This window comes from Paraflavitalea pollutisoli (assembly GCF_029360705.1).
GTDB lineage: Bacteria > Bacteroidota > Bacteroidia > Chitinophagales > Chitinophagaceae > Paraflavitalea > Paraflavitalea pollutisoli.
Genome location: NZ_JARKMX010000001.1, coordinates 786,712 through 810,501 on the forward strand (window position 1 = coordinate 786,712; position 23,790 = coordinate 810,501).

Annotated in this window: 17 protein-coding genes and 1 tRNA gene; 7 read left to right on the forward strand and 11 right to left on the reverse strand. The window is 49.0% G+C overall.

Annotated features, from left to right (window positions below):
• Positions 1–25: 25 nt before the first annotated feature.
• Entirely contained in the window at positions 26–955 is a 930-nt protein-coding gene (gene mdh / locus P2W70_RS03275) for a malate dehydrogenase (protein WP_276479994.1), read from the reverse strand.
• Between the two features lie 116 nt (positions 956–1,071).
• Positions 1,072–1,560, reverse strand: coding sequence for a TlpA family protein disulfide reductase (locus tag P2W70_RS03280; protein ID WP_276479995.1), 489 nt, complete (start codon positions 1,558–1,560; stop codon positions 1,072–1,074).
• A gap of 150 nt (positions 1,561–1,710) precedes the next feature.
• Here P2W70_RS03280 and P2W70_RS03285 point away from each other — a divergent pair, with 150 nt between their 5' ends.
• The 6 genes from P2W70_RS03285 to accC all read left to right on the forward strand — a co-directional run bounded on the left by P2W70_RS03285 (position 1,711) and on the right by accC (position 9,160).
• Entirely contained in the window at positions 1,711–2,073 is a 363-nt protein-coding gene (locus P2W70_RS03285; RefSeq protein WP_276479996.1) for a BlaI/MecI/CopY family transcriptional regulator, read from the forward strand.
• 8 nt (positions 2,074–2,081) lie between these two features.
• Entirely contained in the window at positions 2,082–4,049 is a 1,968-nt protein-coding gene (locus P2W70_RS03290; protein WP_276479997.1) for a M56 family metallopeptidase, read from the forward strand.
• Positions 4,050–4,067: 18 nt separating this feature from the next.
• Positions 4,068–6,128 (forward strand): M56 family metallopeptidase, encoded by a 2,061-nt coding sequence (locus tag P2W70_RS34375; protein WP_338119794.1) that lies wholly within the window; start codon positions 4,068–4,070, stop codon positions 6,126–6,128.
• Positions 6,129–6,474: 346 nt separating this feature from the next.
• Complete coding sequence (gene efp / locus P2W70_RS03310) at positions 6,475–7,041, forward strand: elongation factor P (RefSeq protein WP_276479998.1); 567 nt, start codon at positions 6,475–6,477, stop codon at positions 7,039–7,041.
• A gap of 189 nt (positions 7,042–7,230) precedes the next feature.
• Positions 7,231–7,719 carry an acetyl-CoA carboxylase biotin carboxyl carrier protein gene (accB, locus tag P2W70_RS03315; RefSeq protein ID WP_276479999.1) on the forward strand — a complete coding sequence of 163 codons (489 nt, stop codon included), beginning with the start codon at positions 7,231–7,233 and terminating at the stop codon, positions 7,717–7,719.
• Between the two features lie 103 nt (positions 7,720–7,822).
• Positions 7,823–9,160, forward strand: coding sequence for an acetyl-CoA carboxylase biotin carboxylase subunit (gene accC / locus P2W70_RS03320; protein ID WP_276480000.1), 1,338 nt, complete (start codon positions 7,823–7,825; stop codon positions 9,158–9,160).
• Between the two features lie 123 nt (positions 9,161–9,283).
• Here accC and P2W70_RS03325 read toward each other — a convergent pair whose 3' ends face one another.
• From P2W70_RS03325 to P2W70_RS03365, 9 genes are all read right to left on the reverse strand, one after another.
• On the reverse strand, positions 9,284–11,110 hold the full coding sequence (locus tag P2W70_RS03325) for a hypothetical protein (protein WP_276480001.1): 1,827 nt from the start codon (positions 11,108–11,110) through the stop codon (positions 9,284–9,286).
• 95 nt (positions 11,111–11,205) lie between these two features.
• Positions 11,206–13,569, reverse strand: a complete 2,364-nt coding sequence (locus tag P2W70_RS03330; protein WP_276480002.1) for a hypothetical protein — start codon at positions 13,567–13,569, stop codon at positions 11,206–11,208.
• 289 nt (positions 13,570–13,858) lie between these two features.
• On the reverse strand, positions 13,859–14,068 hold the full coding sequence (locus P2W70_RS03335; RefSeq protein WP_276480003.1) for a hypothetical protein: 210 nt from the start codon (positions 14,066–14,068) through the stop codon (positions 13,859–13,861).
• Between the two features lie 129 nt (positions 14,069–14,197).
• Positions 14,198–15,556, reverse strand: coding sequence for a ribosome biogenesis GTPase Der (der, locus tag P2W70_RS03340; protein WP_276480004.1), 1,359 nt, complete (start codon positions 15,554–15,556; stop codon positions 14,198–14,200).
• Between the two features lie 15 nt (positions 15,557–15,571).
• Positions 15,572–16,441 carry a GTPase Era gene (gene era, locus P2W70_RS03345; RefSeq protein ID WP_276480005.1) on the reverse strand — a complete coding sequence of 290 codons (870 nt, stop codon included), beginning with the start codon at positions 16,439–16,441 and terminating at the stop codon, positions 15,572–15,574.
• Positions 16,442–16,696: 255 nt separating this feature from the next.
• A complete protein-coding gene (locus tag P2W70_RS03350) occupies positions 16,697–17,233 on the reverse strand; it encodes a hypothetical protein (RefSeq protein WP_276480006.1) in 537 nt (178 codons plus the stop codon).
• 30 nt (positions 17,234–17,263) lie between these two features.
• The gene (locus P2W70_RS03355) at positions 17,264–18,931 is read right to left on the reverse strand and encodes a SusD/RagB family nutrient-binding outer membrane lipoprotein (RefSeq protein WP_276480007.1); all 1,668 of its coding nucleotides are present in this window, start codon (positions 18,929–18,931) and stop codon (positions 17,264–17,266) included.
• 21 nt (positions 18,932–18,952) lie between these two features.
• Entirely contained in the window at positions 18,953–22,183 is a 3,231-nt protein-coding gene (locus P2W70_RS03360) for a SusC/RagA family TonB-linked outer membrane protein (protein ID WP_276480008.1), read from the reverse strand.
• 568 nt (positions 22,184–22,751) lie between these two features.
• Positions 22,752–22,823 (reverse strand) — tRNA-Met (locus tag P2W70_RS03365).
• Positions 22,824–22,906: 83 nt separating this feature from the next.
• On the opposite strand from P2W70_RS03365, the gene P2W70_RS03370 reads away from it, so the two are divergent.
• Entirely contained in the window at positions 22,907–23,746 is an 840-nt protein-coding gene (locus P2W70_RS03370; protein ID WP_276480009.1) for an alpha/beta hydrolase, read from the forward strand.
• Positions 23,747–23,790 lie beyond the last annotated feature (44 nt).

Genomic DNA, 23,790 nt, shown 5'->3' on the forward strand with positions numbered 1-23,790 from the left:
CCCTTTTGATATCCGTAACAGGGTATTATAAAGTCTTCAGAACGTCGTTCATGCTTCTTACGGCATCTGCGCTCTTGTTGAAGAGTGCCTGCTCTTCTGCATTCAGACCAAAGTCCAGGATCTTTTCCCAGCCATTGCGGCCAATGATCACTGGTACGCCGAGTGCAATATCTTTCTGACCGTATTCTCCTTCGAGTGATACGCAGCAAGTGAACAGTTTCTTTTCGTCGCGCAGGATGCTTTCTACCAGGGCAGCGCCGGCAGCCCCGGGTGCATACCAGGCAGAAGTACCAATCAGCTTGGTCAGTGTAGCACCGCCTACCATGGTATCGGCAATGATCTGCTTTTGTTGGTCAGCGCTCAGGAAGTTGGTAACGGGAACGCTGTTCCAGGTAGCGAGACGGATGAGGGGGATCATGGTGGTGTCGCCATGACCGCCTACCACTACAGCATTCAGGTCGGAAGGGCTGCAGCCGAGGTGTTGGCTCAATTGATATTTGAAACGTGAGCTATCCAGGGTACCGCCCATACCGATGATGCGGTTTTTGGGAAGACCAGTGGCAGTCAGTGCCAGGTAGGTCATGGTATCCATGGGGTTGCTGATCACGATGATGATCGCGTTGGGAGAGTATTTCAGGATGTTTTCACAAACGCCTTTTACAATGCCTGCGTTGGTACCGATCAGTTCCTCGCGGGTCATACCAGGTTTGCGGGGAAGACCGGAAGTAATCACTACTACATCAGAACCTGCAGTTTTGGAATAGTCATTGGTGCTGCCAGTGATGCGCGTATCGAAACCCAGCAGGGTAGCTGTCTGCATCATATCCTGGGCCTTGCCTTCAGCAAATCCTTCCTTGATGTCCAATAAAACCAGTTCGGTAGCGAGTTCTTTGCGGGCGATATTATCGGCACAGGTAGCACCTACGGCACCTGCACCCACAACGGTTACTTTCATCAGAAAACAATTTTAAAGTTGATCAATGTATAATCCTGTCTGTCCGTTTCAGACGGATCTGGCAGGCGGGGGCAAAGGTAGGCCATGAAACTACAAGATGCAATCTAATTCCGGAATTACTGCAGGGCTTTGATCAGGGTATCCACGGGAACATTGCCCTGCCAGGTATCCACGAGGTCGCCCTTTTTGTTATACGCAGCCAGGTAGGGCAGGCTTTTGATATTAAAAAAGGGCGGCAGGAAGAATTTTTCGTCGCGGCCAATCCTGATGTTGGGATGCCTTTCCAGCTCGAAATACTTGATAAACTCCAGCATATCTTCAAATTTCTCATAGGTGGCGAGTACCAGCTGAGTATGCTTGAAATCCTCTATTTTCTTCATGATATCCTCCATCTGGTGCTGGCAATGATCGCAGCCCGGGCTGAAGAACATTAAAAGAACGGGCCCTTTTTTTAATTGGTCTTTGGTAAACTTGGTGCTATCCGCCTGCAGCAGGGTAAAGGGGGGGACGGTCGGAAATTTTTTATAAGGTGACGAGGTATCGCTTTGGGCGACAGTCATTAACACAACAAACAGCGAGACTACGGATAAGTACCATTTCTTCATGCGGGCGAAATTTTGATCAGTAAGGATGAGACGTCAAAAGTACCTGTAAACCATTTGACTGGTCAATGATAAGGCAGTTTTAACAAAATGGAAAAGAAAATAATTGGATGGTCTACGATATTGTCGTAGGTTTACGAAAACGTCGTATAGATGGAGAAATTAACACCTCAGGAAGAAGAAGCGATGATGGCTGTGTGGAAGGCCGGAGAAGGTAATGTAAAGGTATTTCTCGATAATATGGATGAGCCCAAGCCTCCTTACACGACACTGGCATCTACGATCAAGAACCTTGAACGAAAGGGAATGGTGCGTAGCAGGCTGGTGGGCAACGCTTATCTGTATACACCCGCCAGGTCGGAGGAGGAATACAAAAAGAGCTTTTTGAGTGGGGTTGTCAAGAATTACTTTGACAACAGCTACAAAGAGCTGGTCAACTTTTTCGTGGAGCAGAAAAATCTGAGCCCGGAAGAGCTGCAGGAGATCATTAGTATGATTGAAGGAAAGAAGCCTTAAAAACCATCATGCAGCAGTACATTCTGAAATTGTCCATAGCGTTGGCCGTGGTGTACTTGTTTTATTGGGTGTTGCTGAGAAGGCTCACCTTCTACAACTGGAACCGCTGGTACCTGCTGCTGTATCCAGCCGCGTGTTTCCTGATCCCTTTTATCAATATCGGGGATCTGCTGCAAAGACACGGCCTGCAGGATGCGCCAATGGTCAGCTACATACCGGTGATCGTGGTGACTGGTGGGGAGGCCACACCGGTTCAGCAGGCCATTAGCTGGGGTGTTTTGACCCTGCTGCTGATCATGGCTGGCAGTGTACTGATGCTGGGAAGGTTGCTGTTGCAATATCTTTCGCTGCGGAGGTTGCTATCATCTGCGGTACTGTTATCCGACGGGGTAGTACGTTTGTTCCATATAGATAAGAAGATCATTCCTTTTTCCACAGGGAATGCGATCTACATCAACCGTCATCTTCATGCCGACAATGAGTTAAGGGAAATTATACGCCATGAATTCATTCATATCAAACAGCGTCATTCGATAGACCTTTGGTGGACGGAGGTCTTGTGTATGCTCAACTGGTTCAATCCTTTTGCCTGGCTTATCCGGAAAGCCATCCGGCAAAATCTTGAATACATAGCCGATCACCAGGTGTTGCAAAGCGGTTTGGATCGAAAACAATATCAGCTGCTTTTACTGAAAGTAACTGGCGTTGCGCCGTTCAGCTTCACCTCACATTTCAATTTTTCATCCTTAAAAAAAAGAATTGTCATGATGAACAAGAATAAAACAGCCCAGGTGCACCTCGTGCGCTTCCTGTTTATCGTTCCATTGCTGGCAGTGGTATTGCTGGCTTTCCGGAATGTCAGTTTCAACAACGCACCTGTTGCTATCGTTACAAACGATACCCTGCCTAAAAAAAGCAAAACCATTGAAGAAGCCTTCAAAGAAAAGGGCATTAGGTATATCCACATCAAAGAAGATGGAAAAACGGCCCGGGTAACCCTGGCCGATGGTACCACCAAAACATACGATCTCACCAAGTCCGACGTGAAGGCTGCTTTCGAGAAAGAATATGGTGAACTGGCGACTCCGCCACTTCCACCAACGCCTCCCGTCATCATCCGGGATGCTGTAGCGCCACAGCCACCAGCTCCTGTAAAGGGTGTTCATCCGCCTGCTCCACCGGCCCCGCCTGTACTGATCAAAGAGGCCGTTACTCCTCCTCCTGCTCCTGGTAAAAACGGGGCAACACCACCGCCTCCACCTAAACCACCGGTTGTTGTGCAGGATGTGGCCATTACTGGAAAGGGGCAGGTAATAGAGGTGACCAATGTGCGGGTGGCGCTCCCGAAGGCTACTGGTGAAAGCATACAGGCCAGGGCCAGCGTACAGGATGTCGCTGTGACTGGTACGGGTAGCGTAACTGAGCAGCCTGCCAGCGCTTCGCAACTGGTCAATAAAGTGTTGGCTGCGAGAAAGGCAGATGGTAGCCAGGCCGTACGCCCCGGGGAAGTAAAAGAAGTCATTATTACCGGGCAGCCTGCTAAGACACAGGTCACCGGTACTGCAATTGTGGCGGATGTGGTGGAGGTGCGTAATGTACTCCCTAAGCTCGAGCAGGTAACCATTTCGGGCAGGGTACTGGAAATTCAACCCGATGCTACGTCGCGGGATGCTTTTGGTGCGATGAGCGCTCATCCGCTGGTAGAGATCAAAAGCACCGCCACCCGTGAGCAACTGGATGAGATCATCCAAACGCTCAACAAAAAAGGTTACTCGATGGAGTGGAAAAATATGGTGTTCAAGGATGGTTTGCTGGTATCCATCGATGGTGTGATCGGCTATGGAGATAGCCGGGAAATGTTTTCAGTCGAATCTTTTTCATCGATTGGCATCTATACCTACGAAGCACATCCTGAAAAATATTTCATTAAAGTGGCCAATGGACGGGTATCGTTCCATCAAAAGCTCAATTATTGATTCAGTAAAAGATCAGTTATGCCATACATAGCCCAGTACTTACTAAAGTTAGCGATCAGTTTTGCGGTGGTTTACTTGTTCTATGCTCTCGTATTGCGCCGCCTGACCTTTTATACGTTGAACCGATGGTACCTGCTGGGCTATTCTTTGATCAGTTTCTTTATTCCTTTTGTCGATATCAATCCTTTGCTGGAAAAAGGCGCCTGGAATGAGAACATGGTGGTACAGTTGATCCCCATTGTAGGGCACTACCAGGGAGGTGAGGGTGGTACCTCGATACCCAATGTATGGATACTGCTATCGGGCGTACTGGTCATTGGCATGCTGGTGATGCTGACGAGGTTGTTGATTCAATATATTTCTCTCCGTAAGATCAGGCGACGTTCGGAATTGATTTCCGATGAGCAGGTGAAGATCTATCAGGTAAATAAGATGATCATTCCTTTTTCATTTGGCCGCTCTATTTTTATCAACCAGCACCAGCACAATGAACTGGAGTTGAAAGAGATCATCCGCCACGAATTCATCCACGTGAAGCAACGGCATACGGCCGATATTCTCTGGAGTGAACTGCTTTGCCTGCTCAACTGGTACAATCCATTCGCCTGGTTGATCCGGAAGGCCATTCGTCAGAACCTCGAATTCATTGCAGACCACCATGTCCTGAAGGCTGGTCTCGATCGGAAACAATATCAATACCTGTTACTGAAAGTGGTTGGTGTACCTGCCTTTGCCATTACCAGCCAGTTCAATTTTTCTTCTCTTAAAAAACGTATTGCGATGATGAATAAGATGCGTAGTGCCAAAGTGCATTTGGTCAAATTCCTTTTCGTGTTACCCTTGGTAACCGTTTCGTTGCTGGCTTTCCGGAATGCTGCGATCAAGGAGGACTTGCGAGAGATGACGATCCTGACGCCCGAAGTGGCAGCGATTGCCGGGCCGGTACCTGCTTATCCGGCATCGGAAAAGCTGATGCAGGCATTGCCCGGTGACACTGTTCCCGTGAACCTGCAACTGAAACGCGTTGATACTACCCGTAATATCGTGTTACAGCTAACTGGCAGGGGAGGAGACTCTACACGGATATTTATCGATGCCAGCCGGAATGGGCCAGCTAACCCGCATACAGTTCGGTTGCGCACCCCCGGCCAAGTGTTGTATTTTGTCGATGGTGAGGAGCAGCCGCATAACGACGATATATTGAAGACGCTCGATCCCAACGACATTGAAAGCATCAGCGTTCTCAAGGATGCGTCGGCCATTGCTCAATACGGCGAAAAGGGACGTAATGGGGTGATCCTGATTACGACCAAGAAAGGAGGTGCCAAAGAAAAATCCACTCCGGTACCAGCCAAAGAGCCCATTAAGTTGAAATTGATCACGCGTGAAGGGCATCCCGCCGAGACTACCACATCACCGGCGACTGATCTCAAAGTGATAGGGTATGGCCGGATAGATGGAGGTGTTTCTTCAGAGCCCGGTTCTAAAACCAGGATCGTGATCAATGGCAACGAGTTAAAAAGCGGCCAACCTGGATTCCCTGGTTTGATCATTGTAGAAGGCAAAGCATATGACAGCACCAGTTTTCGTGCGTTGGACCTGCAGCCCGAACGTATCCAGTCGATGCAGGTGGTAAAGGGACCAGATGCGGAAGCCATCTATGGTGCCCGTGCTAAAAATGGAGTGATATTTATTACCCTGAAGAAAGATGAAAAGATCACTATAGCGCCTTCCAGGGAGGAAAAGAGCCAAACAGAAGACAGGATCTCTGCCATCAAATCGCTGGTAGAAGATGCGCAAAAAAAGAATATCCTGTTTGTTGGTCTTGAAAATCACCTGCCGGTTCAATACAAAGGTGTACCCGATGATCAACTCGTGGCATCGCTTGACCAGGGCCATGTATCGATGAAAGGAAGCATCGTTTCGATAAAACCTATTAGTCCGGGCACTGCCAGGTTGACCATTTCCCGGCAAACCAGCTATAACAGCAAGCCTGTTGTGCTGGAAACCAGGACCTATGCAGTTAAGTTTCTTCCGGCTCCCAATGCAATGGAAGCTTTCCGGGCAGTTTATCTGTAGGCAGGCCTTTTGAACTTCATCGATTGACCTATGCAGGGGTCGATCGTTCCGATAGTTTTTCAGTTAGTATTAAGTCAACGGGTGGCCGGACGGATGTATTCCGCCGGCTTTGCCGTTTGTTGGTTTCCAGTGACGGGCAAATGTGCTGACAAATGGCTGGCCGATTTCTGCAGACTGTTTCCAACCCTCCCCAATGATCCCGAAGGGCTCATTTTGAGCGGATTCCCAACTTTTACTTCCCTTTTGTGTGGTGACAATTTTGCCGTAGTTTTGCTGCCCCTACCGCCCGGTTTAGGCCTGGGAGCGGAGGTCGAAAAATTAGTAATTAATAAATTTCAGCTATTTTATGGCAAGTACCTCAGATATCAGCCGTGGTATGATCATTAAACTGGATGGCAGCTTGTACTCCATCGTTGATTTCGGTGAAAATAAAACCGCCCGTGCCGCTGCCAAAGTTTGGGCTAAACTGAAAGGCGTTGACAACAAACGCAGTATTGAAAAGACCTGGAACTCCGGTGACTCGATCTATCCGGTGCGTGTGGAAAGGAAGACCTTCCAGTTCCTGTACAAAGACGACAGTGGTTACAACTTCATGGATAACGAAACCTTCGAGCAGATCGCGCTGGGCGAAGAACTGATTGATGCTCCGCAGTTTCTGAAAGACGGACAGGAAGTTTCCATGCTGGTTAACACAGAAACCGAGCAGCCCATGAGTGTGGAATTGCCCGATAAGATCGTGTTGAAAGTAACTTATTCCGAGCCAGGTATGAAAGGCGATACAGCCACCCGTACGCTGAAACCTGCTACTGTTGAAACCGGTGCTACCGTAAACGTGCCCCTGTTTGTAAACGAAGGAGAGTTGATCCGCGTCAACACCAAGAACGGTGAGTATGTGGAGCGTGTGAAGGAATAACAATGATCACTATTGTGTTCTTATACTAGCATATTCGAATGGATAATGGAGCTATCTGTTGTCCATTTTTTTATTGCATTGTATTGAATATTAGCATTTAAAAAGGGGTTTTGGGTATATTTAGTGTGTTATCCTTATCTTAGCCGCCTGTTTTGCCCGAACCAACCGTCAACATAAACTATTAAACAGATGGATTTTAAACAAATTCAGGAGTTGATCAAGATGATCAACAAGTCCAACATCGGTGAAGTGACCATAGAAGAAAAGGGATTCAAACTGACCATCAAACAAAAAGAAGAACCTGCTCAACACGTAATTGCTGCTCCTCTTCATTCGCCTGTGGCTTTGCCCGCGGTTGCACAACCCCAGGCCATTGCAGCACCAGCAGCGCAGGGAACAAGTGATAAGCCCAAAGCGGCTGAAGCTGTTGCCGACAATTTAATCACCATCAAGAGCCCCATGATCGGTACATTCTACCGTAGCTCTTCACCCGGCAAGCCTGTGTTTGTAGAACCCGGCGATGAAGTACTGCCTGGTAAAGTGGTTTGTATCATCGAGGCGATGAAACTCTTCAATGAGATCGAGAGCGAAGTAAAAGGCCGTATCGTGAAAGTGCTGGTTGAAGACGCTTCACCGGTAGAGTACGACCAACCGCTGTTCCTCGTAGAACCTAATTAATCGGATATTTGGAAGTGTGCTGATGTGCGAATGACGCCCCTGTGTATCATCGGAGAATAGCCATTTTCAGGTCTTCAGGTCCTCAAATTCTCAACCCAAAAGAATGTTCAAAAAGATTTTAATAGCCAATCGTGGAGAGATTGCTTTACGGGTTATTCGTACCTGTCGCGAGATGGGTATCAAAACTGTAGCAGTTTATTCTACGGCTGATAAGGACAGTCTGCATGTAAAATTTGCCGACGAAGCCGTCTGTATTGGTCGAGCTGCCAGTACCGATTCTTATCTCAATATTCCTCACATCATGGCTGCTGCCGAGATCACCAATGCCGACGGTATTCACCCCGGCTACGGATTCCTCGCAGAGAATGCCCGTTTTGCCGAGATCTGTGGCGAACACAATATCAAGTTCATCGGACCCACACCCGACCAGATCAGGTCGATGGGCGACAAGATCACTGCCAAAGAAACCATGATCAAAGCCGGCGTACCTGTGGTACCTGGTGGCGAGGGATTGCTCCAAAGCCTCGATGAGGCCAAGGTGTTGGCAAAAGAAGTTGGCTATCCTGTCATCCTGAAAGCAACTGCCGGTGGTGGTGGCAAGGGGATGCGGGTAGTATGGAACGAAGAAGAGATCGAAAAAGCTTATACAACTGCCAAGATGGAGGCTGCCGCTTCCTTCAAGAACGACGGTATCTACATGGAGAAGTTCGTGGAAGAGCCCCGTCACATCGAGATCCAGGTAGCTGGTGATCGTTATGGTAAAGTATGTCACCTGAGCGAGCGTGACTGTTCGATCCAGCGCCGTCACCAGAAACTGGTGGAAGAGTCTCCTTCTCCTTTCATGACGCCCGAACTGCGTCAGCGCATGGGTGATGCTGCTATCAAAGCGGCTTCTGCCATCGGGTATGAAAGTGTGGGTACCATCGAATTCCTGGTCGACAAGCACCGCAATTTCTACTTCATGGAAATGAATACCCGTATCCAGGTAGAGCATTGCGTAACGGAAGAAGTCACCAACTTTGACCTGATCAAAGAACAAATCAAAATAGCATCCGGCGAAGCCATCAGTGGTTTGAACTATGAACCACAAATGCACGCGATCGAGTGCCGTATCAATGCCGAGGATCCTTACAATGACTTCCGTCCTAGTCCCGGAAAGATCACTGTATTGAACCAGCCCGGCGGTCACGGTATCCGTATCGACTCGCACGTGTATGCAGGCTATGTTATCCCTCCTTACTACGACTCCATGATCGCCAAGATCATTGCTGTAGCCCGTACGCGGGAAGAGGCGATCAACACCATGAGCCGTGCATTAAATGAATACGTTATTGAAGGGGTGAAGACGACCATTCCATTCCACCAACAACTGATGAAGAACGAAGACTTCATCAAGGGTAACTTCAATACCAAGTTCCTCGAGACATTTAAACTCGTGTAAACACACTTTATAGTATTAAACGGCCGCCTTACTCGTTGAGGCGGCCGTTTTTTTGTGTGTTATCCGGGAAGCGCGGTATGCTGGCTGCTGCGTTCAAACGATGCTGCCCATTGACCGGGTAATCTATTGCCTGATCAACCGTATCGGATCCATCCGTTCTTTCATGCCCGCCAGTCGTATCGTATAGATGCCGGCCGGTAATCCGGATACGTCGAGTGGGATACTATTGACTCCCTTGTTCAATGGCCAGGAGAGCTGTTGACAAACCTGCCCCATGTAATTGATGACCTGTACCTGACAGGGTAGTTTCATGCTGCTGTGTAGCCTCAGTTGTGTATGGCTGCTCGTCACGGTAGGTTGTACGGCGCCGGTAATAGAGTGGCTTTCGTATGTTGCGGCGAGGCGATGCGTTTGCAGCAACGGATTGAAACTGCCGGAAGTACTGGCCAGCGTAAAGTATTGGGTACTGCCTCCCAGCCCGGTGATGGGATCGCTGACTACAAACCCGTTGGAGCCTGCACTACCGGCAAACCCGGCAAGGCCGGCATCTATCCAGTTACCGGCCAACAGCCGCGCAATCCGCAGCGCTGAAAGATCGGTGACCCCACCACTGTTGGGGTCGTTAAAGGATAGCTTGATGGCTGCCTGCGGAGCACTGGTAAGATCTGCAGTGACTGACCAGTGCTCGATGGAGGATAGGTGATGGATCGGCGCCAGGTATTTGTTGCTTTTGGCATAGGGTGTGGATCTATGAAATTCTACGGTATAATTACCCGTTGCCTGCATCAACGTCAGCCAACGTTGTGTTTTGCCCTGACCGACGGGAAACAGAAATTGAGGGGTATTCAGCAGTCCCTCTTTCCTCAATGGGCCTTCAATGAAATTGCCGGTAGCCAGCGTGTCTGCCTGGATGGAAGCGGTTGCCTGTAACGTCAATAAGTTGGTGTGGCTGGTGCTGATCCGGCCGGCTGTCAATTGCAGGCGGTAGGGTAACGATAGTGGGGTTTGTAATACAATACCGGATGGGTTATTGACCTTGCAGGTGACGGTACCAACGATGCCTTTGCTGGCAGTCGTAACCTGCTGCGGTGCCGTTCCATTCAGTTCGAGGGTAGGCAGGTCGCCGGTGGTATTCGTTGTGATGTCTCCTTTTGTTTGCTCCAGGTGTCCGGCTATTTTGACCAGGGTGTGGTTGGCATTGGAACCCAGGTTGAACCGGCCACCCAGTTGCTGATAATTTCCCTTGATGGTGATGACCGCTTTCAGATCGAGGTTGAAGCTTACCCCATCATTGATCACCAGGTCGCCGCGGATCAGGGTGGCCGTGGAGCCGGAAGCATTGTAGGCCTTGGTGGTGCCATTGGCCTTCGCAGATAATACTAAAGTCCCAAAGGTTCTGCCTGCAAATGAAATGATGGGGCCTCCTCCTTTCACGTCGAATTCAAAAATGCCTGTTTCCGTTCCGGTAGCAGTTGACAGTTTGCTTACGACCAGGGTATGTGACCGGGTTGTATTGTGCAGGTAACGACCTCCATTGCCGATCCAGATGGTGCCGGCTGGCGATAGTGGATCTCCCGTGGTTGCGCCGGATGAATTCCTGAAAACTGCGCCTTTGTTAAGTATTAGCGAATTGCTGTTGCTACTCAGCGTGAGTGTGGGATTGCTGGTGTTGGTGACTGGTAGTATCAATTCGATGGTGTTGCTGCCGGCAGGAGAAATCGTAACAGAACGGACGGTAGTGCTTCCATTGGGCAGCGTGACCGAATAGTTGCCCGTTTGCTGCGAGTTGTCAAGAATTACGTCGCTGGTGGTAGCAGGGAGTAAATTGTTGACCCAGTTGGCGGCATTGTTCCAACGGCCATCGCCACCGAGACCTGTCCAACGTACCTGGCCAATGCCCATAAAGTGGGCAGCGATTAAGAAAATGAGCAGTGTTTTGGATTTTGACATAGTATATGGTTGGCAGTTATGTTGCCAGCCATAGCTACGAAAAAAAATCCTCCGGCGATTTAAGCCGGAGGATTTTCGTATGTAGATGTCTGTATTTATTGTTTGATGAACCGGAGTGTGCTGGTCTTCTCTCCACCACGGAGATAACCGGTTACCTGGTAGGTGCCGACAGGAAGGTTGGCGAGATTGAGCCAAATTTCCTGATTTCCTCTCGTAATTCCATGAACCTGGCGGTGTACCGAGCGCCCGTATAGATCCGTTACGACCAACTCTATATTGTTGTTGTCGGAAGAGGTGATCTGCAATCTGGATCTGCTGGTTACCAGCGTTGGCATCATGGAAGTGATCACTACTCCTTTACTACCGTTCATGATGGTGACGATCCGGCTCAATTCGGCAGAACCGTTGATGTCGACCATGCGCAGGCGATAATATACGGTCCCATTGGGCAGCTTGGTATCCGTAAAGTTGTAGTTCAGTTTTCTTTCTTCACCTTGTACAGTACCGATGCTGGTGTAATTGGTGCCGTTGGTAGAACGCAATATCTCAAACTCCCTGGGTGTGCTATTGTCGGTGATGGCCCAGTTGAGTAAGGTGCCGGTACCTTCCTGGCGACCGGTAAAGCTGGTCAGGAAGATCGGTAATGCGCTATTGGCGGTGAAGGCAAATGTAAAGGGGCTGAAACTTGACATTTCAACGGTCGTCAAGCTCCCTGTGGTGCTGTTACCTGGCGTGAGTTGGCTGCCACGTACATCGGTCCAGGTGCTACCATTAAAATGAGCAATCACGATCGTATCGGTGGCTGAGGCGCCAGGCACTGCACCTGCAAGTGTGAGACGTACGACGGCATTGCTGCCAGCTATTTTGGAGATGTTCCAGTATTCCTGGTTAGAGACTGCTGTCAGCGGAGCGGTTACTGTAGTGGTGGGGTAGGCGCCAGCTACATATTCTGCTTCATAGACAGACAAACCATTGGAGGCTGGTTGCAGCTCACAAGCTCTTAAGGTAGTTCCACTACCAGTCGGCAAAGAGAAATAGCTTGTAGTTTGTACTGCACGACGAATTTTGCCGGCTACAAAACCGGTGGACGAAGGGCCGTTCACCACCAATGGGTCGGCCAGATCCGGATTGGCTACATAGAGATAGTTGCCGGTAGCTACTGTTAAGATGCCTTTTGCTGCCGAGTTCCAGCTGAGTTTGCCTACCTGGAGGTTGGATTGTAAGGTAGCACCAAGGGCGTTGTTCAGGCGCAGCACCACCTGGTGATTGGTATTGTCGAGGATTTCCGATCCGAAAGATGCCTGTTGAGCAGATGCCGTTCCATTCAGCTCCACGACAAATAATTCGGTGGTGGTACTAACGGTATTATTAGAGCAGATGAATTGAGAACTACCTGACTGAATAATATCTCCTTTAACCCGCAGGGTAACCGGTTGCGTGGCGGCGGCGGTGGTACTTTGAAGGTCCAGAATACCTCCGATCATAAGGATGTTGCCCCCAATCTGAAGGGTGTAGCTGTTCAGCAGGTTATCGCCCCCGACAGACACATACGTATCATCGTATAAATCGAGATTGCCTTCAATGGTGCAGCTCATGCTTGCTGTAGTAACCCCATTACCCAATATTAATTGTTGGTTATTGGTGTTGACGACCGTGAAGTTTCCCTTTACCAGGAGATTGTTGGGCAAGTTGAGCGAGAGTTCATCTATGGCCCCCGGGCAGTTAATCACGACGTTTCCCAGGCCGGTGGCTACCACAGGGGTGCTCCAGGCTGGTGCCGAGGTGGTAGTTCCGGACAATAACAAGGTGGAAGCCGCATCCCAGGTCACGCGGGGAATACTGCCGCCATCGCGCGCAATTTCCAAAGTGGAGGTGTTGGTAAATGCCACGTAGGCAGGAACGCTCGATTGGAAAATACTTTCGGTCCCTATTTTAATGCTGCCGCTGACCGTCACCAGGTTAGACAGGCCGGTGGTGCCTGGCAGTTGAGTGTAGGCAGCACCCACGGCGGGGGTAGAGACGCCCTGGAGATTCCAGTTGCCGGCCACGAGGCCTTTGGCGTTGTTAAAAAAGCGAATACCTAAATCGAAACCCGCTGCGGCATATTGCTCCAGTGTGGCAGTGCTAGCGATATCGAGGGCATTGCCGGCTGTATTGCGCACAACAATTTCGCTTGCGGTAGTGGTGGTCTGCAGACGAACCGTAACGGAACCAGTAACCGATAAGGAGTTAAGATTGATGGTGCCGATGTTGACGTCGATCGTGACGTTTTTGTCGAGGATAACATTGTAGGTGTTTCCATTGGGCACATCTGCTTCCGGAGCACCGCCGGTCGACGAGGACCAGTTGGCTGGATTACTCCAGGTGCCGCCAGAGGGGCCGATCCAATATTTCGTTTGGGCATTGACGGACATAGCCAAGCACAGGCATGCCGTTAAGAGCAGGTAGAATTGCTTCATACATAGTGTAGTTTACAGGCAAAGAATAATGTAACCAGAAATGGTACACACAGGAAGATGGATTCCAGAGGTTTAAAGGGGTTATGGGTTAACCTTTGTGTTTCAGCGAAACAATATAGGCAAAAATTTATGATCCTTGGCAATGTTTCGGAAAATAATGATTTTCAGCAGGTTATTATAAATGTATAAGTAGTGGAAACCATATTCAGGTAACTGGTTCTCAATAAAAAAAGCCTTCCCGGGGGAAGGCCAAATTCGTGCAATAGTAAAATATCTTGGTAGACTACTATTAGTGCTTAACGGCTGTATCACCAGCGGGTTTCAGGCTGTCAGCTTTGATCAGAGAGTCTGCAGCAGGCGTAGGTGTAGTCAGGCTGTCTGTAGTAGCGGTAGTAGCAGGAGCTGTAACAGAATCACCTTTTGCTTCTTCAGCAGTACCACCGTCGCTGCAAGCAGTTAAAAAACCAGCAACAGCTAAAATAGCGAGTAACTTTTTCATTTGGAATTGCTTTTTTGAGTTTGATGAGATGGGCGCAAAAGTAATATCTTTTTGTTATTATGCAAACATTTTGCAATTGGTCGTTTGATACCGACCAATGACACGTGTTGATATTACAATAAGCCGTTGTTATTTCTTACGGAAGAACAATCTTACCGGTACTCCTTTGAAATTAAAGTTTTCCCGCAACTGATTCTCCAGGTAATTCTTATACGGCTGTTTTACTTCGTCCGGAAAATTACAGAAGAATGCAAAGGTTGGTACATGGGTGCGCAACTGTGTCACAAACTTGATCTTGATCGAGTTGCCGCGCACTACAGGAGGATGGTACGACTCGATGGCTTTCAGCATCACCTCGTTGAGCTGGGAAGTCGATATCCTGCGTTGCTTGCTTTCAAATACATCCAATGCCATTTCAATGGCCTTGTGTATGCGCAATTTATCCTTGGCAGAAACGAAAAGAATGGGCACGTCATTGAAAGGTGCCAGCCTTTTTTTCAATTCCTTTTCATAGTCCCGGGCTGTGTTGGTAACCTTTTCCATCAGGTCCCATTTATTAACCAGTACCACTATGCCTTTCCCCTTACGTACGGCGAGGCTGTAAATGCTGAGGTCCTGCGCGGTAATACCTTTCTCGGCATCGAGCAGCAGGAGGCATACATCCGCTTCGTCCATGGCCTTGATGGCCCGGATCACGGAATAGAATTCGAGGTCTTCGCTCACCTTGGTCTTACGACGGATACCCGCTGTATCGATGAGAACGAATTCCTTTTGGAACAGGTTGTAATGCGTATGGATAGTATCGCGGGTAGTGCCGGCGATATCACTGACGATGGTGCGTTCCTGCCCGATCAGCGCGTTCAGGAGCGAGGATTTACCCACATTGGGCTGACCGATGATGGCAAACTTGGGAATGGTAGGTACGACTGGTTTTTCATCCCCCTCTTCGCCGGTATCCCCTGGATCTTCTTCCGATTCGGTTGCGGGTGAGGCGGGAATCAATTCTGTTAACGCATCCAGTAATTCACCGGTGCCGCTGCCGCTCATGGCAGACAGAAAGAACACATTGTCGAACCCAAGTCCGTAAAACTCGGTGGCTTCAAGCATGCGTTCGGGATTATCGACTTTGTTCACCACGAGGAAAACAGGTTTGGAGGTACGGCGCAGTACATCGGCCATCGATTCATCGAGGTCGGTGATGCCGGTCGCGGCATCGCCCATAAAGATGAGGGCATTGGCCTCATCGAGGGCAATCATCACCTGCTTGCGGATCTCCCGTTCAAATACATCTTCACTCTGGGGTACAAATCCGCCGGTGTCGATCACGTTGAACGATTTACCGTTCCAGTCGGCTACACCATACTGGCGGTCGCGGGTTACACCGCTCACATCATCCACGATGGCCTTGCGCTGCTCGAGCAGGCGATTAAAAAATGTACTCTTCCCTACGTTGGGTCTACCAACTATTGCTACCGTAAAACCAGCCATAACTGCTTCTTATTTTTAATGATATCCGTATTCTTTGAGCATGAAATCGTTGTCGCGCCATTTGGGCCTCACTTTCACAAAGAGCTCCAGAAATACTTTTTGATTGATGAACTGTTCGATGTCTTTGCGTGCATCTGTGCCAAGTTGTTTGATCATTTTCCCGCCTTCGCCCAGCAGGATGGCCTTTTGTGATTCACGTTGTACGACGATGTCAGCCGTGATTTTTACCAGGCTACTCTTTTCTTTGAATTCCCGAACGATGACGGTGGTGTGATAGGGGATTTCGTCTTTGAACAGGTAAAAGATCTTTTCCCGGATCATTTCTGCCACAAAAAAGCGGGTAGGCAGATCAGTCATTTCGTCTTCGGCAAAGAAGGGTTCGCCCTCCGGCATGAACTTTACAATGGTCTGCAGCAAAACATCCACGCCCAACCCTTTGAGGGCTGAGGTTCCCACTACTTCCTTGCAGTAAGGCTGGCTTTGAAAAAAGCTGAAAGCAGCCTCTTTCTTGTCGGCCTTGGCGGTATCGATCTTGTTGATCGCTACGATAGCTGGGGCTTTGAGTTTAATGGAGCTGAACAGGGTGTTGAGTTCTTCCAGGTTGTCGTTGATGTCGGCAAGAAAAACAGCCACGTCGGTGTCTTCCCGGGCCTGTTGTACCGCCTGCATCATTTTTTCCTGGAGTTTGTATTTGGGTTCGATGATACCAGGTGTATCGGAGAAGATGATCTGGTACTCGGGGGTGGTAAGAATTCCCTTGATGCGGTGCCGGGTCGTTTGCACTTTCGGTGATACAATAGCGAGTTTTTCGCCCATGATGGCGTTCAGTAAAGTGCTCTTGCCTGCGTTGGGGCGACCGAATATGCTTACAAACCCTGATTTCATAAAGAGTGCAAAGGTAATGAAAGCTGGGCGAGCGGGGAAGGAAGGGAGGCTTTGTCTGGAGTGAACTGGAAAGAAATCGTTCAGGAGTGTTGCAAGTATTTGATATTCTTATTGTTGCGTAGGTGGTGGAAATTGTTGATAGGGCGGTCCGGATGCTGGGGCGCCTTCCAGGCGAAATGCCAGGATAGCCTGGTGGACAAAAAAAGAGCGTGTATCAATTGATACACGCTCGAAAAATCCGGGGTGGGGCTGTAATTATCGTACGATGTAAGTGATCTTTTCTCCGAAGCCTACGCCGGACATGCCGACTACGCCAGGACCGGAACCAACGACACCGGAAGCGGGCCAGGCCTCATACTTCTTCGAACCGACATAAAAGTCGTGGGCAATGTCGATAGAGTCTTTCAACACCAGCGGACCACCAAACAAGGTCACCAGTTCAGCCGCCGTAATAGTAAAGCTGGCTGGTAAGCTGGTAACGTCTGCCTTGATCAATTTAACGGCACTCGTGGTACCATTTCTTTTCCGCGCTACCACATCGATCTTGGTAGGAGGCGTTTTATCAGGAAAGTACATTGAGAACTTGTATTTCCCCTGGAAAGAAGCCTGATCGGTAAATGGGATCAGGGCGGTGAAAACGGTACTGCTCGATTCCAGGTTGATGCTGATCATCGGAATATCCTGAAAAGAAACATTGTCTGGAATCGCTCCATCGTCCTTGCTACAGGAAGTGAACGTAATAGCAGTTACGAAGGCTATGGCTGTTATTATGTTTATTTTGCTAAGTTTCATGATCTTTTGTTTAGATAGGTGATAGAGCGATTAAGGCATCCAGAACACTTTGAATGATTCAGGTACTTTTTGTGGTGGTGCATTTTTGTTCAAGCCAATCTCTCCGGTGCTGAAAGGCAGGGACAAGGGGTATTTGCGATCGTTGCTGACAGGCGTCTGCTTGCCATCGGGGCCAGTTACAATGCTTACATTGCCTTGTGGTGCAGGAGCAAACAGCACGGGATAGCCGGTTCTTCTGTAATCGGTATAATTGTCAACAGGATTCTCGATGCGGTTGATCCATTTTTCCGTCATCACCAATTCCATCTTCTTCGCATCACTCGCTGCATCATATTCCGCCAATACACCATTTTTATAGGTAGTCGTGGCTGGCAGCGTGGCGATCAAAGGAACCACCTGAGCCGCACCAGCGGTGCCTGGTTTTACAAAATTCGCTACTACATTGTCTACGTGGCCAAAAGAGGCATCTAATGCTTTGCTGAGCGTCGCTTTGGCATCACCGGTAACTGTTCCGGCCAGGATAAGTTCTGCTTCCAGGTAAAGGCGATCCGCGTACGTAATTAACTCATGCGGACGTGCACCGGTAGCGGCAGCGGTAGTGCCCAGTGCAGTGATGGTTCTTGCTCCACCATCTTCATAGCGGCCACCTGCAGGGAACACGCCAAATAAAGAATAGCTTGAGCTGTTGGAGCCATCGCGGCAGGAGCCGGATGATCCGAAGAGGATGCTAATAAACCCACCGTCACGGTATTCGGTACAGGATTCTGTAGTACCGGTAGCTGAACGTTGGTTGTAGACGTAGTAGGGCACCCGGGGATCTGCAAGACCATTCAGAATGTTAGGATTACGTCCTTTCATGATCTCATACAACCAGGGGCTGAACAGTTGACCACCACGCTGGGTAGCTGTATAGTCACCATAGGCAGGGTGTCTGTCATCTGTAACCCCGAGCGGACCATAAGGCATCATGAGGCTTTCGCTTTGTGAATTGATCAGCGAAGCAGGATTTGCGAGTAAAGCTGCCACCTGAGCTTTTACATCCTGTACCAATCTTACCTGCGTATACATTTTCAGTTTCAGGGTGTTGGCCGCTTTGATCCAGTTGGTGGTTGATCCTTTATAGATATAGTCGTCGGCTCCAGGTTTCGTCAGGTTACCGGCTGTGTTGTTGAGATCGACAATAGCCTCATCGAGCAACTTGAAAAGCTGCGGATAGATTTCGGCACCTTTATCGAATTTTGGCTGGCTGATACCTTCATCAAACCGGTCATATTCAGAATAAGGTACGTCGCCATAAACGTCTACCAGCATACTAACTGTATAAGCCTTGAGTACCTTGGCTATACCTGCGTAAATGGTATTCTGTTCTGTCATACCTCTTTTAATGATCACATTGAGGTTGGAGAGGGCGGCATATAGACCATCCCATCCTGCAGAGCCGGCTCCATATCTGTCAGCACCAACACGACCCGTTTGCTGGTGTGTGTAAACCGACATAACGTTGCCGAGGCCGCTGCCCAGCGCCAGGTTTTGTGAAATGTTGCGTTCAGCTGCACTCAATACAAAAGCCAGGTTTACCGAAGCAGGTGATGGGTCGTTGACGTTTTTGTTAACATCCAGAAATTTCTTACAGCCAGATCCTGCTGTCGCGAGGGCTACAGAAGCCGCAAATGCGTATATAAATGATTTTCTTCTCATGATAAACGTGTTGCTTTGAAATTAGAAGGTTACGTTTAAGTTCACACCATATCTTTTGGAGCTGGGTGCACCACCGGTTTCAACACCTTGCGTAGCGCTGCCCACCACTGAGTTCATATCCGGGTCGAACCTTGTGTACTTAGGCACATTGGGGGCCAGGTACCACAGGTTGCGGCCACTGAGGGAGATGTTGATATTGGACAGCTTCAGCTTGGATGACCAGGTTTTGGGAAGGTTGTAAGCCAGGCTGACTTCGCGCAAACGATAAACAGTACCATCAAATACAGAGTATTCAAAGGCACCATTGGTAGCGAAGCTCGCACCCGTACCACTGGTGAAGAACAAGTCATTGTAAGTAACCCTTGTTTGGTTAGGAACGGTTTTACCACCTACCAGTAAAGGAGTAAAGTGGGAAAGACCATCTGCGCCTACAACGGCTGATGAGTTACCGTAGATACCGTCGATCACTGCATTTCTCTCGCGGTTTTCAGTATCCCTGGTTACACCACGCCCCAGCATACCGTTGATGGTTTCGGAGTAGAAATCACCACCCTGTGTCCAGTCTACGAGTACATTCAGCGTAAACCCTTTGTAAGACACAGTATTGGTAAGACCCAATTTGAAATCGGCATTGGGATTACCCACCATACCGTCGTTTGGATCAACCAATGGCATACCAGAAACTGGGCTGATCAGCAGTTGGCCGTCTTCGGAACGGGCGGAATAGCTACCGCGCAGGTAACCATAAGGTTTACCGGCTTCGATCCAGTTATAACCACCCAATTGGCTGCGGGTAAGACCTTCCACCAGTTCCTCGACCGTGTTGTCGTTCTTGGTAAATGCACCACGGATATTCCACTCCACATTTTTTGTTCTTACAGGAGTTACGTCCAGGGCAATTTCCCATCCGGTATTCCGGATCTCGCCGATATTAGTAAGATAACTGCTATAACCTGTTGTTTGGGGGAAGGCGATCCCGTAGATAAGATCGGTAGATTTCTTGTCGTACCAGGTTGCTTCGATGCCTACACGGCTGTGGAAGAAACGGACATCTGTACCCAACTCCAGTTCTGTGGTGAATTCAGGCGTAAGGCCTGGGTCAATCGCCGTACCACCTCTTGTGGAAGTTGGTTGTCCCAGGAAGCCGGTCGCATTGAGGTTGAAAATGGGATCAATACTGTGAGCAGGGGCGTCATTACCTACACGGGCATAGCCTACACGTATTTTCCCGTAATCGAACCAGTTGGATTTAAGGTTAAACGCCTCAGACCAAACCAACGAACCGGAAACACCAGGGTAAAAATACTGGGCATTTGCATAGGGAAGCGTTGAAGTAAGGTCAGTTCTGCCCAGCAAGTTGATAAAGGCAAAATTCTTGTATCCGAGCGATGCATCAGCGAAAATACCTACCAGTCTTCTCTTGGTCCTGCGGTCGCTGTCAATCCTTTGGCGACGGGTATTGGAAACGGCAAATAGATTGGGGATTACAAAATCCGCTCCATACATCTGTTGGTTGCGGCTATTGCGTTCGTTGATATCTATACCTACGTTGATGTCGAGGGTAAAATCTTTAGCGACTTTTGGGTTCAGTGCAACGAGGAACTTTCCGTTGATCTCCTGCTGCCTGTTTACCACTTCTGTCATGTTACCGCCGGGGTTATCAGCGCCACCGTAAGATGATTTGTCGATGATCTGGTCACGGTAAAGGGCATAATTATTGACACCCGCAGTCATGTCGGCTCTGATCCAGTTATTGAATTTATAAGAAGCGCGGAGATTGGCCACGATGCGATCATCAAAGGAGGTGATCACGTTGTGATACGCTCCCCATACCGGGTTGGTGTACTGGCCATCGTTGAAACCAATTTGCGCACCTGCTTTGTTGACGGAGGGGTAGCCTACAATATCCCAGTTACGGGCCATGGTGTAGGTACGGCCCCACTGCGATACGAAATTTTGTGCCGCACCAATAAAGCCACCCACCTGTTTAGACCGGGTGTAAGTGGCGTTGGCGCCGATAGTCAGGTTACCGATGGCAGTTTGTCCGCCTACGCTGATATTGCTTTTACGGTAGCTGGAATTAACAATGTATCCATTCTGGTCAAGATGTGACATCGTCACATTGAACAGTGATTTGCCTTCTCCACCGTTAATGCCTACTGAATGCTCCATCATGTTGCCAGTGGTGAACAGGTCCTTCACGTTGTTGGGATAAGCTTTGTAAGGAGCTCTTCCGTTCGGGAACAATTCGGGGTAGGCAGTACTCATGGTTAACCAGGTAGCAGCGGGAATAGAGTCAACGCCAGAGGCTGACTGACCGATCACCTGACCGTTTGCATCATAAATAACGCCTTTACCAAACCTCGCTCCCCAGGAGCCATTAGAGCCCTGCGTCCTGAAATTGGCACCGGCACCGTAGAGGTTCTGGAATTCAGGAATGTTGGCCACCTTTTCGATAGCGTAACCTGCACGGTAAGTAACGTTTAATGACTTAGCGCCTTTCTTGGGACTGCCGGATTTGGTTGTGATGAGCAACACGCCGTTGGATGCACGTGATCCATACAGTGAGGCGGCAGCTGCACCTTTCAGTACACTGATCGACTCGATGTCGTTGGGGTCGATGTTGTTGATACCGGAGCCGTAAGTACCACCGCCGCTGAAGGGGTTGCTGGTGTTGACGATGGGGTTGCTGTAAGGCACACCATCCACTACAATCAACGGATCGCCACCACTGAAGGAGGATACACCACGGATCTGGATACGGGAAGCGGCACCAGGAGCTCCCTGACCCGCCCGGATGTCCACACCAGGTACTTTACCAGCCAGTGTGTTCAACACGTTTGACTCAGATTTCTGCAACATAGTAGTAGGATCTACTTTTGATACAGCGTAACCCAGGGCACGTTCTGTCTTTCTGATACCCATCGCGGTTACTACCACTTCCGACAGGTCGGTTTTGCCAGGCATTAACCTGACTTCGATGGTAGCATTGTTGCCTACCACTACTTCTCTGGTAGCATAACCAACGCCGGTAAACACCAAAATATCGCCCTTGGAAGCAGCGACCTTGAAGTTACCTTGTTGATCTGAGGTGGTACCTGAAGATTGTTTGTTTTTGAGAACTACGGAAACAAAAGGAATGGGCGCTCCTTTTTCGTCTTCTACCCTGCCGGAGATGGTCAGGACCTGAGACTTACCAGCAATGACAAAGCACAACATTGCCAGTAAAAAACTAAGCAGTTTTTTTCTCATGTGAGTTTTGGTTTGAGTTGAATAACTAGTATAAATCGAACTGAAATATAAATCTAATTATCAAGAAAAACATGTTTTAACCATTGCATGGCTAAAATTTGATTATGTCAGGTTAATTTTTACACCTTCCATGCTGAAAGCCGGTCAAATCGTTGACTAAGCGGTTACATAGCGCGTATGAACGTAAGAACTTGATAAGAAAGTTTAGCGGAATATAATTAGGACGATGGATGCTTGTTTGGTAATGTTTAATTATGTAAAATAATTCTATGTGAAGTATTGTGTGGAAAAGACCCTGATTTTGGATCAAAATCCTTCTTGAATGGATAGAATGAAAACATGTAGTTAATTGTAATGAGTCGTACTTTATCAGTATTGCTGAAATGGAGTAGTTATTTGTACGCGGTGGAAGGGCAGTAACAGATCGGGAAGACGGCGCAAAGCACCGGCGGAATTCATCCATATATATTATGTAGCGCTAAATGGTGGTGTTGGGTATCAGTGAAGAAGGTGGGGGAGGATCCCTAATATGAAGAAAACCCGCTATAAGCGGGTTTTCTTCATATTGTTGCGAAGCCAGGGATCGAACCTGGGACCTTCGGGTTATGAGCCCGACGAGCTACCGCTGCTCTACTTCGCGATGTAGTGGAGTGCAAATGTACGCTTTTATTCATTCCTGCCAAATTTGATTTACTATTTTTTACAAATCGTACTTTCACGGATATGAAGAAGATAACTGCTCTTTTCCTCCTCAGCACGCTCCTGGCCTGCAACAGAGCCCCCAAGGTGCAGCAGGATAAGCTCTATTCCAGGCACCTGAAAAAAAATATAGCCCTCACCATTTTCAATACGCCACTGCCCGATGATAAATCTCAACTGAATCTCCTCCTGCTCAACGATGGCCAGGAGGTAGACAGGCTGCAGCTACCCGCCATGCTCGATAGCCTGTATAAAGCATCCGCCATTGGTCCGCTCATCGTAGTGGCGATCCATACCGACGACCGCATGCAGGAATACGGTGTCGCCGACAAACCCGATGCGGCTGGCCGCGGCAGCCGTGCCGGCTATTATGATGCCTTTGTGAACAATGAGCTGTATCCCTTCATCAAAAAGAAAACGGGCGTCAGGAAGTTCAAGGCCGTGGCCGTCGCCGGTTGCTCATTGGGTGGCCTGTCGGCCTTCGATATCGCCTGGAATCATCCCGACAAGATCGATATGGCCGGCATCTTCTCCGGTTCTTTCTGGTGGCGGGATAAAGAAGCGACCGACAGCAGCTACAATGACGACGTCAACAGGATCATGATCGCCAAACTCAAAGCCTCCCGCAAGAAGCCCCAGCTGCGGTACTGGTTCTATGCAGGCGATGCAGAAGAAACGTCCGACCGCGACGGAGATGGTATCATCGATGTCATCGACGATACGCAGGATGTAATAGAGTTGGTAAAAAAACGGATCAGCACGCCAGGAGCGGTAATGCTGAAAATCCTGCCTGGGGGGCGTCATGACTGGCCCGATTGGCGCAGTGCCTTGCCCGGATTTCTGGTTTGGGCCTTCCATCCTTAATATGAAAAGGGCCGCCCAGATGGGGCGGCCCGTATAACTAGCCT